Origin of the sequence: Nocardiopsis sp. NPDC050513 (genome assembly GCF_044457925.1) — a bacterium.
Taxonomy (GTDB): Bacteria; Actinomycetota; Actinomycetes; order Streptosporangiales; family Streptosporangiaceae; genus Nocardiopsis.
On record NZ_JBITHK010000005.1, the window covers coordinates 253846 to 270298 of the forward strand.

15 protein-coding genes are annotated in these 16453 nt (G+C 71.8%); 7 read left to right on the plus strand and 8 right to left on the minus strand.

From position 1 onward, the window contains the following. Positions 1 to 133 precede the first annotated feature (133 nt). Together ACIBFB_RS11370 and soxR are read left to right on the plus strand one after the other, a co-directional pair. The gene (locus tag ACIBFB_RS11370) at positions 134 to 745 is read left to right on the plus strand and encodes a hypothetical protein (protein ID WP_397228862.1); all 612 of its coding nucleotides are present in this window, start codon (positions 134 to 136) and stop codon (positions 743 to 745) included. A 148-nt stretch (positions 746 to 893) separates the two neighbouring features. Further along, positions 894 to 1343 carry a redox-sensitive transcriptional activator SoxR gene (gene soxR / locus ACIBFB_RS11375; protein ID WP_397228864.1) on the plus strand — a complete coding sequence of 150 codons (450 nt, stop codon included), beginning with the start codon at positions 894 to 896 and terminating at the stop codon, positions 1341 to 1343. A 3-nt stretch (positions 1344 to 1346) separates the two neighbouring features. Here the strand turns inward: soxR and ACIBFB_RS11380 are convergent, their stop codons facing one another. The 5 genes from ACIBFB_RS11380 to ACIBFB_RS11400 form a co-directional block, all read right to left on the minus strand. Continuing rightward, positions 1347 to 1631, minus strand: a complete 285-nt coding sequence (locus ACIBFB_RS11380) for a hypothetical protein (protein ID WP_397228866.1) — start codon at positions 1629 to 1631, stop codon at positions 1347 to 1349. 181 nt (positions 1632 to 1812) lie between these two features. Next, the gene (locus ACIBFB_RS11385; RefSeq protein ID WP_397228868.1) at positions 1813 to 2193 is read right to left on the minus strand and encodes a hypothetical protein; all 381 of its coding nucleotides are present in this window, start codon (positions 2191 to 2193) and stop codon (positions 1813 to 1815) included. Between the two features lie 183 nt (positions 2194 to 2376). Next, positions 2377 to 2907, minus strand: a complete 531-nt coding sequence (locus ACIBFB_RS11390; protein ID WP_397228870.1) for a hypothetical protein — start codon at positions 2905 to 2907, stop codon at positions 2377 to 2379. A 470-nt stretch (positions 2908 to 3377) separates the two neighbouring features. Next, positions 3378 to 4607 carry an acyl-CoA dehydrogenase family protein gene (locus ACIBFB_RS11395; RefSeq protein WP_397228872.1) on the minus strand — a complete coding sequence of 410 codons (1230 nt, stop codon included), beginning with the start codon at positions 4605 to 4607 and terminating at the stop codon, positions 3378 to 3380. Positions 4608 to 4917: 310 nt separating this feature from the next. Beyond that, positions 4918 to 6357 (minus strand): helix-turn-helix domain-containing protein, encoded by a 1440-nt coding sequence (locus ACIBFB_RS11400; protein ID WP_397228874.1) that lies wholly within the window; start codon positions 6355 to 6357, stop codon positions 4918 to 4920. A 218-nt stretch (positions 6358 to 6575) separates the two neighbouring features. Between ACIBFB_RS11400 and aceA the strand changes: the two genes are divergently transcribed. Further along, positions 6576 to 7874 (plus strand): isocitrate lyase, encoded by a 1299-nt coding sequence (gene aceA, locus ACIBFB_RS11405; RefSeq protein WP_397228876.1) that lies wholly within the window; start codon positions 6576 to 6578, stop codon positions 7872 to 7874. A 283-nt stretch (positions 7875 to 8157) separates the two neighbouring features. Next, on the plus strand, positions 8158 to 8982 hold the full coding sequence (locus ACIBFB_RS11410; RefSeq protein ID WP_397228878.1) for a CPBP family intramembrane glutamic endopeptidase: 825 nt from the start codon (positions 8158 to 8160) through the stop codon (positions 8980 to 8982). A gap of 41 nt (positions 8983 to 9023) precedes the next feature. Here the strand turns inward: ACIBFB_RS11410 and ACIBFB_RS11415 are convergent, their stop codons facing one another. Next, positions 9024 to 10286, minus strand: coding sequence for a CynX/NimT family MFS transporter (locus ACIBFB_RS11415; RefSeq protein WP_397228880.1), 1263 nt, complete (start codon positions 10284 to 10286; stop codon positions 9024 to 9026). A 166-nt stretch (positions 10287 to 10452) separates the two neighbouring features. Between ACIBFB_RS11415 and ACIBFB_RS11420 the strand changes: the two genes are divergently transcribed. Then, on the plus strand, positions 10453 to 11154 hold the full coding sequence (locus ACIBFB_RS11420) for a FadR/GntR family transcriptional regulator (RefSeq protein WP_397228882.1): 702 nt from the start codon (positions 10453 to 10455) through the stop codon (positions 11152 to 11154). 234 nt (positions 11155 to 11388) lie between these two features. Here the strand turns inward: ACIBFB_RS11420 and ACIBFB_RS11425 are convergent, their stop codons facing one another. Together ACIBFB_RS11425 and ACIBFB_RS11430 are read right to left on the minus strand one after the other, a co-directional pair. Next, positions 11389 to 12156, minus strand: coding sequence for an RraA family protein (locus ACIBFB_RS11425; RefSeq protein ID WP_397229259.1), 768 nt, complete (start codon positions 12154 to 12156; stop codon positions 11389 to 11391). 229 nt (positions 12157 to 12385) lie between these two features. After that, entirely contained in the window at positions 12386 to 13294 is a 909-nt protein-coding gene (locus ACIBFB_RS11430; RefSeq protein WP_397229261.1) for an Lrp/AsnC family transcriptional regulator, read from the minus strand. A gap of 490 nt (positions 13295 to 13784) precedes the next feature. On the opposite strand from ACIBFB_RS11430, the gene ACIBFB_RS11435 reads away from it, so the two are divergent. Together ACIBFB_RS11435 and ACIBFB_RS11440 are read left to right on the plus strand one after the other, a co-directional pair. Beyond that, on the plus strand, positions 13785 to 15311 hold the full coding sequence (locus ACIBFB_RS11435) for an LCP family protein (RefSeq protein ID WP_397228884.1): 1527 nt from the start codon (positions 13785 to 13787) through the stop codon (positions 15309 to 15311). 271 nt (positions 15312 to 15582) lie between these two features. Beyond that, positions 15583 to 16368, plus strand: a complete 786-nt coding sequence (locus ACIBFB_RS11440; RefSeq protein ID WP_397228886.1) for a hypothetical protein — start codon at positions 15583 to 15585, stop codon at positions 16366 to 16368. The last annotated feature ends 85 nt before the right edge of the window (positions 16369 to 16453 follow it).

A 16453-nucleotide genomic window follows, 5' to 3' on the forward strand; every position in this document is an offset into this window, starting at 1 on the left:
TCGCCCACCCGGCGGTCGGATCGCCGCTGACGCGTTCCCGCGGGGGCGGCTACCCTCGTGTCCGACCACCCCGTGGTCGCGGTCCGGCCCCCGGGGGTCAGCGCGACGCGGCACGAACCCGGGAGCCCCGCGCATGGACGACACCGCCGACACCCGCGGGTGGGCCGACACGACCGCCCGCATCGTCTCCGAGGCGCTGGCGCCCGCGGTCATCGTCACGGCGGTCATCGCGTCGGTCGCGTGGGACTCGACCGCGACGGCGTGGCAGGCGGTCGTGTGGTCGGTCGTCTTCGTCCTGTTCGCCGCCGTGATCCCGATGGGCTTCGTGGTCGCGGGCGTACGCGCCGGCCGGTGGGCCGACCACCACGTCCCCGACCGCGCGCACCGCCGGTGGCCCATGGTCGTGGCGGCGGCGTCGGTGGGCGTCGGCACCGCCCTGGTCCTCACGCTCGGCGGTCCGACCGACCTGGTCGCCCTGGGCGCGACCATGGGCGCCGTGCTGGTGCTGGTGTGGGTGATCACCGACCGGTGGTCCTGGAAGGTGTCGGGTCACACCCTGACGGCGGCGGTCGGCGCCACCACGGCGACGGCTCTGGGCGGATGGGCCGGGGCCGCGGTCGCCTGGCCGCTCGCGCTCCTGGTCGGCTGGTCCAGGGTGCGGCTGCGGTCTCACACCGCCGCGCAGGCCGGGGTCGGCGCCCTGCTGGGCGCCGCGGCCATGGTCGTGTTCTTCCTGCTGCGCTGACCGCCCGACCGCCCGCGGGCACCGGATGCCGGCCCGCACGGAGATCGCCGTCGCCGCGCTCGCCCGCTCTCCGCTTGCGTGACCGGTTCGATGCCCAGCAGACTTCATCGAGTCGACCTGACGTCCAGGCGCGTGGAGGAGGTGGCGGGTGCCGCAGCTGGATCCGGACCTGACGTGGCTCAAGCCGGGACAGGTCGCCGAGCGGGCCGGGGTCGCCGTGTCCGCGCTGCACTACTACGAGAGCCTCGGGCTCATCCGCAGCCGCCGCACGGCCGGGAACCGGCGCGAGTACCGTCGTGACACGTTGCGGATCATCGCGTTCATCCGCACGGCCCAGCGCCTGGGCGTCTCGCTCGACCGGATCAAGGAGGCGCTGGACCAGCTGCCGCGGGAGGGACTGCCCGCCAAGCGGGACTGGGCCCGGATCTCGCGCCAGTGGTACGACGAACTCAGCGGGCGCATCGAGGAGATGACCGCGCTGCGGGACCGGTTCTCCTCCTGTATCGGATGCGGATGCCTGTCGCTGACGGCGTGCCCCTACTCGAACCCGGACGACGTCCTGGGCCTGGAGGGGACGGGCGCGCGCCGCTTCCCCTGAGCGTCAGGGGCCTCCGCGCCGGGACGGGCAGAACGGCCGGTGACCGGCCGGGGCCAGCACGGCGAACACGGACAGCGGCCAGACCGCACCCGCCACCAGGAGGGACAGCCCCCAGGTCGCGGGGGTCACGACGGGCAGGTTGTCCACGATCCCGGTGAAGAACGCGTGGTTGTCGCGGCACGGCGCGCACTCGGGGCCGGGGTCGGGGCCCAGCGTGCGTTCGGCCTCGAGGTGGAAGAGCAGCGCGGTCACGGCGCCGGCGGCGAGATAGACGCACAGGAACATCACGTGGGGGCCTCCGGGCCACGCTACCGCGTTCTGGACGGGGGTCCGGAGCGGGGATCGGGACGGTCGGCGGAACCTCCGTCCGGTGGCGTGGCGAAGGGCGCCGCCCGGCGCTGTGCCGGAGTCGGCGCCCCCTCGGACGCGTCGTGCCTCGTGGCTGGGAACTTCCTCGGCGGTCGACCGTCTATCCGCGGATCTGCTGCTCGGTGATCTCGTGCCCCGTGCCGCCCGAGCCGATCTGTTCCTGCGTCAGCTCCTGCGTGTTGTCGAGGTCGTTGATGTTGGTGTTGTCCACGTCCAGGTGGTTGTGGATGTGGATGTTGATCACCGGGCGGGTGTCCGGGTGCGGACGGCCTCCGCCGCCGCCCCCGCCGCCGCAGCCGGATCTGGGGTAGTACCCGGGGCTCGCACTCGACGAGGTGCAGAACTGGCCCGCGCCATGCGGCCCCGCACCGCTTCCCGCCGCGTCGAAGTGCGTGTCGGCCAGGGCGATCGCCGCCGGGCCGAGGGCCAGGGCCGGGGCCGCGACCCCGGTGGCGAGAAGGCGGGTGATGGCTTTCCTCATACGTGTCTCCCTCTTCGGAGACGGAGTGGCTTCGGACGGCCCACCCCGTCACGATGGACTCTGACCTGGACAAGGGAGGGGCCCGCCCGGATGTCGAGCGGGCCCCCTGGGTGACCCGGTGACCGTTGCCCGTGGACGTCACGGACCTAACCGGACCACTCGCCCCTGCGAGCGGCGTATGCCCTAGTCATCGTCGCCGTTGTCGTCGCCGTTGTCGCCGCCGTTGTCACCGCCGGGTCGTCCGAGGTCGATCCCGGTCTGCTCCTGGCCCTGACCCTGCTCCTGCTCCTGCTCGACCTCCTGCTCCTGCTCCTGGTCGGCGCTGGCGGCCGCGCCGGAGCTGGCGTCCTGGTGCTGATCGGAGCTGGCGGTCGCGTCCTGGCCCTCCTGCTCCTGAACCTGAACCTGGAGCTGGTCCTGCTCCTGTTCCTGCTCCTGCTCCTGCTCCTGGCCCTGCTCCTGCTCCTGCTCCACCTCCTGGTCCTGGTGCTGGCCCTGCACGTTGGTGAGCTCGTTGACGTTGACGTTCGTGCTCGTCACCTCGTTGTCGACCTCGATGACCCCGTGCTTCTTGACGACGTCCTTGATCGAGACCGAGTGCTTCTTCTTCGGGGGGTGGTAGTCATAGTCGGCCAACGCGACGGACGGCGCGGTCAGAGCCACGGCCGGAGCAACGAAACCAGCGATGAGGACGCGCTTGATGGTCATCTGCATGTGGATTACCCCTTTCGGCAACGGGGCGGAATATCCGCACCCGATCCATTGGCCCGCACCCGCTTCATCCGCCTATTGGCCTCAGACGGTTGTTCGTGGCGCCCCGTCGCACACAGGGCTGCCCTAGGCACGGACCAGCGCCTTCTGATGGCAGCCTCCACCTCAGCGCACGCCGACCGGACACGCAAGGCATCTGTTACACCACCGACAGTATTGGCTGAACAACGCCATGGCATGGGAATTCATCGAATGAAAGGCGACATGGAACAAGCCGGGAGCAGGGCGCGCCGCATTGACGGCAAAGGTGTCGGAAAGCCGCACCGGCCGGGGAATGGAAAACCTGGGGAATCCCCCGGTGTTCACCAAGCGGCGGCCCGATCCGCGACCATGTGCGGGGTATGCTGACCCGTCGGGGAAACACGTGGGAACCCCCGGAGGCCCCATTCCCCCGGGGTTCCCGCGGCGGGGCCTCAGCGAATGGGCAGGCCCGTGATCGACCGGCCGATGATGAGCTTCTGGATCTCGCTCGCGCCCTCGAAGATGGTGAAGATGGTCGCGTCGCGGTGCCAGCGCTCCACCGGGTACTCGCGGGTGTAGCCGTTCCCGCCCAGGATGCGCACGGCGTTCTGGGTGACGAACACGGCCGTCTCGCTGGCGTACAGCTTGCTCATGGAGCCCTGGGCTCGGTCGAAGTCCTTGTCGTTGCGGGCCATCCACGCGGCGCGCCACACCAACAGGCGCGCGGCGTCGATCCGGGTGGCCATCTCGGCCAGGAGGAAGGCCACGCCCTGGTTGTCACCGATCGGACGCCCGAACTGCTCGCGCTGCGTCGAGTACTCCAGCGCGTACTCGTACGCGGCCCGGGCGCAGCCGACCGCCATCGCCCCGACGGTCGGACGCGAGGCCTCGAAGGTCTTCATCGCGGCCTGTCCCTTGGAGCGCCGCCCCTCGCGGGCGCGGGCGAGGCGCTCGTCGAGCTTGTCCTTGCCCCCGAGCAGGCACGATCCCGGGACCCGCACGTCCTCCAGGACGACCTCGGCCGTGTGCGAGGCCCGGATGCCGTGCTTGGCGAACTTCTGCCCCTGGCTCAGCCCCGGCGTCCCGGGCGGCACGATGAACGTCGCCTGCCCCCGGGAGCCGAACTCGGGCTCCACCGAGGCGACGACCACGTGGATGTCCGCGATGCCGCCGTTGGTGGCCCACGTCTTGGTCCCGTTGAGGACCCACTCGTCCTTGGCCTGGTCGTAGACCGCCCGTGTGCGGATCGCCGACACGTCGCTGCCCGCGTCGGGCTCGGAGGAGCAGAAGGCGGCGAGCTTGACGTCGTCGGCCGTGCCGAACATCTGCGGCGTCCACTCCAGGAGCTGCTCCTGGGTGCCGTTGGCGGCCACGGACACCGCGGCCAGGCCGGTGCCGGTGATCGCCAGGGCGATGCCCGGGTCACCCCAGTACAGCTCCTCGAAGGCGACGGGGATGCCCAGGCCGCTCGGCTCCAGCCACTGGTTCGCGAAGAAGTCGAGGGAGTACAGGCCGATCTTGGCGGCCTCCTGGATGATCGGCCAGGGCGTCTCCTCCCGCTCGTCCCACGCGGCGGCGGCGGGGCGGACGACGTCGGCGGCGAACCCGTGCGTCCAGTCCCGGACGTCGCGGACGTCCTCGCTCAGTTCCAGGCTGAAGGCGGGCGCGGTGGCCTCACTCATGCGCGTGCATCCTTCTGTGGTCCCTCCCGGAGGAGGGTCGGCCGTTATGTGTTACCAACGGTAACAGCCATCGCCGTCCGGGCACAATCGCCGCGCCGACTCCCTCCACGAGACGTTCCACGACCCGACGGTGCCCGCGGAGTCCATCGCGGCGGGCGATCCCGCCCGGTTCGACTGACCCGGACGAGGCTCAGGCGGCGGAGCACCCGGCGCCGGGCCCGACCGGAGCCGCACGCGAGCGGGGGGGGGGGGGGGGGCCCCCCCCCCCCCCCCCCCCCCCCCCCCCCCCCCCCCCCCCCGTCCCGGCCGCTCAGTCGCGGCCGTGCTTCTCCAGGAAGGTGTAGACGTCGTGCTCGTCCACGCCCGGGAACGTCCCCGAGGGCAGGGCGGACAGCACGTGGGAGTGGGCGCGCGCCGAGGGCCAGACGTTGCCCTCCCAGCGGGCGGCCAGGTCGGCGGGCGGCCGGACGCAGCACTCCCCCGTCGGGCAGTTGGACTGCGTGCGGTTGGTGGTCTCGCGGCCGCGGAACCAGCGCGACTCCTTGTAGGGCACGCCGAGCGTGATCGCGAAGTTGCGCTCCCGGCTGGGGTCGACGTGTGCCACGCACCAGTGCGTGCCGTTGGGCTTGTCGGTGTACTGGTAGTAGATCGAGTAGCGGTCCGGCGAGGCGAAGACCTGCCGCCCCGACCACTGGCGGCACATGCGCTGGCCCTCGATCGCGCCGGTGTCGTCGGTGGGGAAGACCAGGCCGTCGTTCTCGTAGGCCTTGTAGATGATGCCGGTCTCGTCGTTGCGGATGAAGTGGCAGACCAGGTCCAGGTGGCGGTGGGCCAGGTTGGTGAACCGGTGCGCGGCCATCTCGTAGGAGACGGAGTAGACGTCGCGCAGGTCCTCCACCGACAGGTCGCGGGCCTGTTTGGCCTCCTGGAGGTAGGAGACGGCGGTGGACTCGGGGATGAGGACCGCCGCCGCGAAGTAGTTGGCCTCGACGCGCTGGCGCAGGAAGTCGCCGAAGTCCTTCGGCTGCTGGTGGCCCAGGATCACGTGGCCCAGCGTCTGGAGCAGGATCGTCCGGGGGCTGTGCATGCCCAGGGTCGTCTCGCGCTTGAGGTAGATGCGGCGGTTGACGTGGTCGGTGAGGGAGCGCACCGAGCGGGGCAGGTCCTGCACGTATCTGAGGGTGAAGCCGTGGTGGGTGGCGATCGCCAGGATCTGGCCCTGGGAGAGGGCGCCCGCGGTGTAGTTCACGGCGGCGAGGGTCTCGGCGGCCGCCTTCTCGATGTGCTCGAAGTAGTTGCCGCGCTCGCGCATCTGGCGGCGCAGGTCCGCGTTGGCCCGGCGCGCCTCCTCGGGGGTGGCGGTCGGCTTGGCGCTGCGCCGCTTGAGCTCGTCGTACAGGCCCACGATGTGTTCGAGCACGTCGTTGGGGACCCGCTTGCCGACCTTCAGGTGCGGAAGGTTGAGCCCCTGGTAGAGGGAGTCGCGCTGGGCCTCCTCGACCGCGATCTCCAACTGCGCGCGGCGGCTCGGGGGCTGCTTGGACAGGAGCTCCTCGACCGAGACGTTGAGGGCGGAGGCGAGGGACGTGAGGAGCGAGAGCTTGGGCTCGCGCTTGCCGTTCTCCAGCAACGAGAGCTGCGAGGGAGCCCGGCCGACGCGTTCTCCCAGGTCGGAGAGGGTCATTCCACGCGCGCGGCGAAGATGACGGAGTCGCTGGCCGAACGTGACGAGATCTAGGTCACCTGTCAAAGACGGTATTTCTTCAGCACCAAAGTACGCCATGCGTTCATGGTACGGAAAGAATCAAGCTTCTTCGCACAGATCTAGGTGGAAAACCCGTTGATCTTGCCCAAGAATCATAGTTACCGGCGGGGAACTTACCGCCCAGGGCTCACCCCCGGCCCTGGCCCGGACCTCCCTCGACCGGTGCGAACACCTTGGGGACTACACGTAAGGCGGGATCGAACATGGGCACGAGCGCTCGACGTCAGGAAGCCAGCGCCGCACTCCAGCGCGACTGGGAGACCAACCCCCGGTGGGCCGGTATCGAGCGCACCTACTCCGCCGACGACGTGGTCAAGCTGCGTGGCTCGGTCACCGAGGAGCACACCCTGGCCCGCCGCGGCGCCGAGCGCCTCTGGGACCTGCTGCACACCGAGGACTACGTCAACAGCCTCGGCGCCCTCACCGGCAACCAGGCGGTCCAGCAGGTCCGCGCCGGCCTGAAGGCCATCTACCTCTCCGGCTGGCAGGTCGCGGCCGACGCCAACCTGTCGGGCCACACCTACCCCGACCAGAGCCTCTACCCGGCCAACTCCGTCCCGGCCGTCGTCCGGCGGATCAACAACGCGCTCCTGCGCGCCGACCAGATCACCTGGGCCGAGGGCGACGACAGCGCCCCCGAGTGGCTGGCCCCGATCGTCGCGGACGCCGAGGCGGGCTTCGGCGGCGTCCTCAACGCCTACGAGCTGATGAAGGCCATGATCGCCGCCGGCGCGTCGGGCGTGCACTGGGAGGACCAGCTGGCCTCCGAGAAGAAGTGCGGCCACCTGGGCGGCAAGGTCCTCATCCCGACCGGCCAGCACGTCAAGACCCTGAACTCCGCCCGTCTGGCCGCCGACGTCGCGGGCGTCCCGAGCCTGGTCATCGCCCGGACCGACGCCCAGGCCGCGACCCTGATCACCAGCGACATCGACGAGCGCGACCTCCCCTTCATCACGGGCGAGCGCACCGCCGAGGGCTTCTACCGCTTCCGCAACGGCGTCGAGGCCTGCGTGGCCCGCGGTCTGGCCTACGCCCCGCACTCCGACCTGCTGTGGATGGAGACCGCCACCCCGGACCTGGAGGTCGCCCGCCAGTTCGCCGAGCGCATCAAGTCCGAGTACCCGGACCAGATGCTCGCCTACAACTGCTCGCCGTCCTTCAACTGGAAGCGGCACCTGGACGACGCGACCATCGCGAAGTTCCAGCGCGAGCTGGGCCACATGGGCTACAAGTTCCAGTTCATCACGCTGGCGGGCTTCCACTCCCTGAACTACTCGATGTTCAACCTGGCCAAGGGCTACGCCCAGAACGGCATGACGTCGTACGTCGAGCTCCAGGAGGCCGAGTTCGCCGCCGAGGCGCAGGGCTACACCGCCACCCGCCACCAGCGCGAGGTCGGCACCGGCTACTTCGACTCGATCAGCACGACCATCGCCCCCGAGGCCAGCACCACGGCTCTCACCGGCTCCACCGAGGAAGACCAGTTCTCAGCGGCTCACTGACGCTGGTCTTCGTTCCCCGGACGGTCGTCCCTCCCCGCTTTCGTGGCTGGGGCGGGGCGGGACGACCGTCCCCCCGGCCGTCGGCCCGCGCGCGGTCCGTGTCACACGCGCGCGGCCGGCGGCCCACCCGTCTCCCGCCACCGCCCAGGGGCAGCCCCGCGGAAGGGCGGGACACCCTCGACCGACGCCTCCGGCGCGGTACCTCCCCGTGTTCGGCGGGCGTCCGCCGGTCCGGCCGCTCGCGACGGGCGGCGTCCACGGCACACGCCCTAGAGTCGACACCGTGACTGACGAGACCCGCCACCCCGCCGCACCGACCTCGGACGACGCGCCCGCGGCCGCCGCCGACACCGCCCTCCCCTCCCCGCGCCTGCTGCGCTGGGAGGTCCTGTGCGTCCTGGCCCTGTCCCTGGGCGCGGCCGCGGTGTCGGCGACCATCTCCTTCGCCGGCGTGCTGACCGCGCCGGAGTCCCTGGCGGAGCAGACCGCGACGCTGGTGCGTCCCCGCGCCGACCAGCGGCCGTGGCTGGACCTGACCTACCAGCTCTACGCCGTGGTGTTCGCGCTCGCGCCCGTCCTGCTCGTCGTCCACCTCCTGCACCGCACCGGCGAGAACGCCCGCACGGTGGGCTTCGACGTCCGCCGCCCCGGATCCGACCTGCTGCGCGGCGCCGCGCTCGCCGCCCTGATCGGCTCGGGCGGGCTGGCGGTGTACGTGGTGTCCTGGCGGCTCGGCCTGACGGTCACCATCGACCCGAGCACCCTCGACGGCAACTGGTGGGACACCCTGGTCCTGGTGCTCCAGGCGGCCAAGAACGGCGTGCTGGAGGAGGTGATCGTGGTCGGGTACCTGCTGCACCGGCTGGGCCAGCTCGGCTGGTCGCCGTGGCGGGCGATCCTGCTCAGCTCGGTCCTGCGCGCCTTCTACCACCTCTACCAGGGCGTGGGCATGTTCTTCGGCAACCTGGTGATGGGCGCGGTCTTCGGCTGGTTCTACCACCGGTACGGGCGGGTGATGCCCCTGGTGGTGGCGCACACGGTCATCGACGTGGTCGCCTTCGTCGGCTCGGTGCACCTCATCGGACGGCTCGACTGGCTCCCCGTCTAGGCGGCGGCTCGGGCCCGCGCCCAGGCCCCCGTGCGCCCGCCTCAGTCGCGCGAGCGGGCGGCGATGGCGTCCTCCAGGTAGCGGGGACGGCCCAGCAGCAGGCCCACGACCGCGTTCACCGCGACCAGGGCCAGCACCAGGAGCAAGGGGGCGCGCCAGCCGTCGGACAGTTCGTGCAGCAGCCCGAAGAGGAAGGGTCCGGCCCCCGCCATGAGGTATCCCAGGCTCTGGCTGGACGCCGACATCGCGGCGGTGCCCTCGCCGGTGCGGGTGCGCAGCGCGAAGACGGTCAGGGCGTAGACGAAGCTGCCCATGCCCACACCGATGAAGGTCGTCCAGATCCACACCCCGGACATGGGGGCGAACCACATGCCGCCGATCCCGACGACGTAGGCGAGGGCGAAGACGCCGACGAAGGGGCGCTGGTCGCGCACGCGGGTGAGCAGCGTGGGCAGGACCAGGGACATCGGGATGCCCAGGGTGGTCAGGTAGGACAGGGCCAGTCCGGCGGTCTGGGCGTCCATGCCCTGGTCGCGGAGCATCTGCGCGAACCAGCCGAACATGATGTAGGCGATCGAGGACTGCGTCCCGAAGTACAGCACGCTCTGCCACCCGATGGCGGTGCCCAGGACGTCCCGCACGCCCAGGACCCGGCCCCCGCGGCCGCCGCGCCGGCCGTTGCGCAGGACCAGGAGCCACGGCAGGAGGGCCACGACGCCGAACGCGGCGAAGGAGCCCAGGGCGATCCGCCAGTCCCCCGTGGCCCGCTCCAGCGGCACGGTGGCGGCCGCCGCGACCGCGGTCCCCACCGCCAGCGCGGTGGTGTAGACCGTCGTCATCAGACCGACCCGGTCGGGGAAGTGGTACTTGACGAGAGCGGGAAGGATGACATTGCCTATCGCGCCACCGGCCAACGCGACGACGCTCAGCGCAAGGAACAGCCGGGGCTCGCCGACGACGGCGCGCGCGGTGAGGCCGACCACGAGTGCCACCAGCGCGTACACCATGAGGTGGTGGTCGCCCAGGCGGCGCGCGAGGGTCGGGGCGAGTCCGCCGAACAGCGCGAAGCACAGCACGGGCAGCGTGGTGAGCACGCCCGCGCCCACGGCGGTCATGCCCAGGCCCGCGGTGACCTCGTCGAGCACGGGGCCGACGCTGGTGATCGCGGTGCGCAGGTTGAGCGCGGCCAGCCCGATACCGGCCGCGACCAGCAGGGGAACCGTCCACTGGGGACGCGAAGGAGCGGTCTCCCGTGTCGGGTGACCGCTCGTCGAGGTCGTCGGGGGAGCTGGTGCGGCGCTCATGCGAACTGCCTCACAGATTCATAGGATGACCCAATGTACTTCATGAGGATAACGCATTGCCGATCGCCGACGATTCCTCGCCGCAACTGGTCTAAGCTCCCGCGTAACCGATCCGAACACGCACACTCGCCCTGTCATCCGGCGACCCGCCCCTAGGAGGTAACGCGTGCCCCTCGCCTCGACCCGCCGGACCGGTCTCGTGGACCAGGTCATCAGTCAGTTACGAGCGCAGATCGACTCGGGTGAATGGGGCGTCGGCGACCGCATCCCCACCGAGTCCGAGCTCTCCGAACAGCTCGAGGTCGGCCGCAACACCGTCCGCGAGGCCGTCCGCGCCCTCGCCCACGCGGGCCTGCTGGAGATCCGCCAGGGCGCGGGGACCTTCGTGCGCGCCTCCAGCGAACTGGGCGGGGCCCTGCGCCGCCGTCTGGAGCGCTCCCGGCTGCGCGAGAACCTGGAGGTCCGCCGCGCACTGGAGGTCGAGGCCGCGCGCCTGGCCGCGCTGCGCCACACCGACGAGGACATGGCCGACATCGACCGCGCCATGGACCTGCGTGAGGAGGCCTGGCGGGCCCGCGACATGAGCGCGTTCGTCGAGGCGGACTTCACACTGCACCGGGCGGTGGTGAACGCCACACACAACACCCTGCTCATCGACCTGTACGACGACATCGCGCAGGTGGTCTACGCGAGCATCGCGCACACCGCCTACGAACAGAACGACGAGGCCACGGGGCAGCCGTCCTCGGCCTCCGAGGGCATCGACCACTCCAAACTGGTCGAGGCCGTGCGCGCCGCCGACGCGACCGCGGCCGCCCGCGAGGCGACCTGCTACATCGACGAGCTGCTCTCCCTCACCGAGGAGTGAGACCGCGCCGGTCTCCACCCACGAGGTCCCCAGGGCGTCCTCTCACCGCGTCCGCCGCACGGGGTCACGGCCCGGGTCGGTTCGCTCCCCCGCCGACCGGACCCGGGCCCTCACCCGGCGCCGCGGGACCGCCGCGCACCTGACGCCGCCGCCACGCCGCACAGCCGAAGCCGTGGGGCCGCCTCGCTCCCCGGGACCGTGGGCGACACGCCCCGCCGCGGCCTCCGCCGGGCCCTACTCTCCGCCGTAGACGTCGCCCGCGACCCGTCGCGGCGCCGCGACTCCCGGCCGCGCCGCCGGACGGCCCTCCGCGCCGCGCACGGCCTGGTCGAGACGGGTCGCGCGGGACCGCGCGCGTCCGACGCCGCGCTGCGCGCCGTGGTCGGTCGCGCCGTCCCAGCCCGCGACCCGCGAGGGGTCCAGGCCGAGGAGGTCCAGGGTGCTCTCGCCCGCGTGCACGGCCTCGACGAGCGCGCGGTCGCGCGTGATGCCGCTGACGGTGTCCGCGATGATCGTGCTCACCTGGCCGCGCGGCAGGCACACGACGCCGTCGTCGTCGGCGACGATCCAGTCGCCCCGGCGCACCGGCAGGGGACCGGGGCCGCCGGCGGCCGACATGCTGATCTGCTGGCCGACCGCGCCGCCGGCCTCGTGACCGGCCTCGCGCACGGCGACGCCCGCGCCGAAGACGGGCAGTTCGCTGTGGGCGATGGCGGCGATGTCGCGCACACAGCCGTCCAGGACGATGCCGACGACACCGCGCGTGCGCGCCGCCACGGCGATGATCTCGTCGACGTACCCGTACTCCGGTTCGCCCGCCACGTCCACGACCAGTGCCGACCCCGTCGGGGCCTGGGCCACGGCCACGTGGATGGCCAGGTTGTCCCCCGGGACGCAGCGGACCGGGAAGGCGGTCGCGGCGAACGCGGCCCCCGGCCAGACAGAGAACAGGTGGGTACCGAACGGCCGTGCGCCGTTCCTGGCCAGCGCCGCCGTGCCCACCGCCGTCAACGTCCTCGCAAGCGCCACGTCAGCCTCCCACTACACCCGCGCCTGGTGCGGTCGGCTCGGGCCGACCCGTCTCTATACTCACGGGTAACTTAAGCGTGACGCAAGACATACGCCCCGGAAACACGTAAAAATGTTACCGGCGGTTACATTCGGGCCCGCGCCGGACGCGCGGACCCGCGCAGACGCCCCCGGACACGCACCGGCCGGGCGCGTCCGGGCGTCAGACCGCCACCCATCCCGCCGGCCGCTCGCCGCCGCGGCGCTCCTTGCGCACCGACAGGTGGTCCCACGTCTCCACGTGGGCGACCCCCGGAGCGACGCGGACCGCCTCCAGGGACTCCACCAGGTGGTGGCGGTCGGGAGCGGTGAGCGTCCCCACGACGTCGTAGCGCCCGAAGCCGCTGGCCAGGAAGGACACCCGGGGCATGTTGGCCAGCGCGGCCCCGACCGTCTCGGCGGCCCCCCGGCACCGCAGACCGAAGCCGAGTTGTTCGTTGGCGCCCACCGCCGACGGCTCCACGATCGCCGTGACGTGGACGACGCCCGAGTTGAGCAGACGCACCACACGCGAACGGGCCGCCGCCTGGGACAGCCCCACCTGGCGGGCCAGGTCCGCGTACGAGGCCCGGCCGTCCCGGAGCAGCTGGCGCACCAGCCGCCAGTCCAGGGCGTCCAGCTCCACGTCCCGCAGCTCCCGCACGCTGCTGTGCGCGTCCTTGAACACGGCGCTGGCGCGGAACACCTCGGCCCCCTCCACCCCCGGCAGCGCGCGCAACTCGGCCAACTCCTTGGTCAGCGCGCCGTCGTCGGCCACCCGCACCTGCGCCACGGCGGGGAAGCGCCCCGCCGAGTGCGCGGCGAAGGTCACGGCCTCACGCTCGTCCAGGGCCTCCATGAGCGGGCCCACCGGCCCGCTGACCCTGAAGGACACGTGGCCGAGGACTTCCATGCCGACGACCCCGGCGTGCAGAACGCCCACGATCCTGATCGCCCCTGACTGCACGAGCTGACGGACTCGGGCACGCACGGCCGTCCGGGACAGGCCGACCCCGTCGGCCAGTGCTTGGAACGTCGCTCTGCCGTCCCCCTGCAACGCGCGCATCAGCGCCGCGTCAACCGCATCGAGCACGATGGTGCCTTTCATTCCCATGACGCCGTCCTTCCCCCGGACAGCGCCCCCTCCTGCGGCCAGATCATCGCAGCTGTCGCGCCTGTTCACTACTGATCACGAAAGAAATCGGCTGTTTCACCCCTTTGATCGGCCCAAAAGCGCCGCCCAACCCCCCAGCGGCGACCTACCCGCCACATAACAGACTTGTATAGAACATCCCGCTTGAGGCGACCGCCGCGCACACAAGTCCGGCAAAGCGCCACACTGAACTGACGGGCGCGAACCGTGCGTGCGAGGGGTGCCCCCTCACGGCAGCGGGAACAGCCCGTACAACCGGTCCGAAGGCGCGAACACGGCCGGAACCGGAACGCGCCCTCGGATCGTCTACGTGACGGAGGCGTCCGGGTCGACCCCCGGGCGCCGCGAGCGCGCCCACCGCCCGGGGACCGTGGCGGGCGCGACCGAACGGGGGCGGCGGAGCCGCCCCTCGGCTGGAGAGGAATCGCCGGTGGCAGCCGAAGAAGACCAGCGGGAAGAGGCGCCCGCGCGACCGGGCACGGGGCGTGCGCTGCTGTGGACCGTCGCGTCGCTGCCCCTGCCGGGCGTCGCCCACCTGCGGATGGGGCTCCGGCGAGCGGGCGCTGTGATCCTGGGGGTGTACCTGCTCGGCGTCGTCGCCGTCGCGGGCTGGGCGGTGTGGATCGCCGCCCACGACACCAGCGCGGTGGCCGTCCTGGCGAGCCTGGCCGTGCAGAACAGCTGGCTCACGGGGGCCATGGTCGCGGTGTTCGTCGTGACGGTGCTGTGGCTGGCGATCATCGTGCACTCCTGGGTGATCACCCGCCCCGAGAACGCCCCGGTCGGACGGCGCCTGCTCAGCGGCGCCGTCGTCGCCGTCCTGTGCCTGACGGTCGCGCTGCCCTCGGCCCTGGCCCTGCACGGCGGGTACACCACGCAGCGGACGCTGTCCGCGGTCTTCGGGGCTCCCCAGCCCGGCGACGAACCGCACGACGCCGCCGACCCGTGGAACGGCGCGGAGCGGATCAACGTCCTGCTCCTGGGCGCCGACGCGGCGGAGAACCGGTACGGCGCGCGCACCGACTCGATGATGGTCGCCAGCGTGGACACCGAGACCGGTGACACCGTGCTCATCGGCCTGCCCCGCAACCTGGAGAACGCCCAGTTCCCGCCGGACAGCGCGCTGGCGGAGCGCTATCCCGCGCCGTACGGCTTCGACAACCTGCTCAACGAGGTCTACCAGACGGTCGCCGAGGAGCCGGACGTCCTGGCGATCAACCCGACCGTGGCCGACCCGTCCGCGGACACCCTCAAGACCGTGATCGGGTACAACGTCGGCCTGGACATCAGGTACTACGCGATGGTCGACATGATGGGCTTCCGCGACCTCATCGACGCGGTCGGCGGCATCGAGGTCCTCATCGAGGAACCGATCCCCTACGGCGTGCACGGAGGCGTCCTGGAGCCGGGGCTGCGCCGCCTCGACGGCCACGAGGCGCTGTGGTACGGGCGTTCCCGGGTCAACTCCGACGACTACGGACGGATGGGCCGCCAGGGCTGCCTGATCAAGTACGTGGCCGAGCAGATCGACCCCGCGACCATCCTCACCAGCTACCGGCGGCTGGCGGGGGCGACCGAGCGCACGCTGAGCACGGACATCCCCCAAGCGAAGGTCCCCGCGTTCATCGAACTGGCCGACAGGATCGCCGGCACCGGCTCGATGAGCACCCTCCAGCTGTCCCCGCCCCAGGTGAACACGGCCAACCCGGACTGGGAGGCCGTGCGGGCCCTGGTCGCGGACGCCATCGGCGGGCAGGACGCCGGGGGCGACGCACTCCCCGTCGACCCCTCCCCCTCGGCCTCCCCGTCGGGCGAGGACGCCCTGGTGGAGGACACCGCGCCGGAGGACGGGCGCACCGAGTGGCAGGAGTACACCGGGTTGAACGAGCCCTCCCCCGCCGACCCCGGTCGCCAGGTCGGGACCGACGCCAGCGACCTCGACGCCCTCTGCCCCTGACCCTCCCCGGCCGACGCGCGACGCGCGGCCTCCTTGGCCGGTTCCGGCCAAGGAGGCCGTTCGCGTTCGACCGATGTGTCCGGTAACGGCGCAGGTGGGCGATGGTCACGCCAGCCCATCACCGCTCCGGCCGGGTCCAGCGGACGGCACAGTTCACGGAATGAGTCGGCAACGATGGAAATGCGCGCGACGCCTTCGGGGTTGACCGACTACTGGTGTGTCCGCGCCGGGTCCGGGTCCGGGCCCGGCTCGATCGTGGAGGGGTGGGGGGATGGCGGGTGAGACGCGGCCGAACGGCCGCCGCGGCGGTCTGATCCTCGCCGTGGCGATCCTGGTGGCGCTCAGCGCCGTGGTCGTCATGACCACGCGCTGGGTGCTGGAGCGGACCGGCGGTCAGGGCGTCTCGGCGCCGTGGGGGGCGGAGTGCTCCGCGTGGGTGGGCGAGGAGCGGTTCCCGCTGGACCGGGACCAGGCACGACGCGCGACCACCGCGGCGGCGGTCGCCGTCCAGGGGGAGGACGCCCCTGTCGAGGCGCCGGACACCGGTGACATTCCCGAGCCCGTGATGACCGTGCTGGAGGAGGGGCCGGAGGGAACTCCGGGACCCTCGCTGACCTGCCGTTCCACCAACGACCCGAGCCTGGAGGTCCAGGAGGGGCTGGAGGCGTCGGGACTCACCGCGCGGGCCGAGAGCCTCAGGGTCGGCATGGAGGGCGTCTTCACCGGTCTGAGCCTGGGCGGGTACTTCCCCGGCGGCTTCGACACCGGGCACGGAGACGACTCCGCGCACTACGAGGGCCGGGCGATCGACGTCTTCTACCGACCGGTCAGCGAGGACAACCGGCGCGCGGGATGGGTCATGGCGCACTGGCTGATCGCGCACGCGCCGGACTACGACGTGGCCGTGATCATCTTCGACGACCGCATCTGGAGCACCTACTACCCGTCGCTGGGCTGGCGCGACTACGAGACCGACTCCGACAACGAGATCCTGCGGCACCTGGACCACGTCCACGTCGACGTGCAGCGGGGGGAGGAACCCGCGGACGCGGACTGAGCGGACAGCGGACCGGGCCGGCGTACGGGGAACCGGCGGCTGATCGCGGGGCGGACACGGACCGCGTGTCGAACCGGGCCGGGAG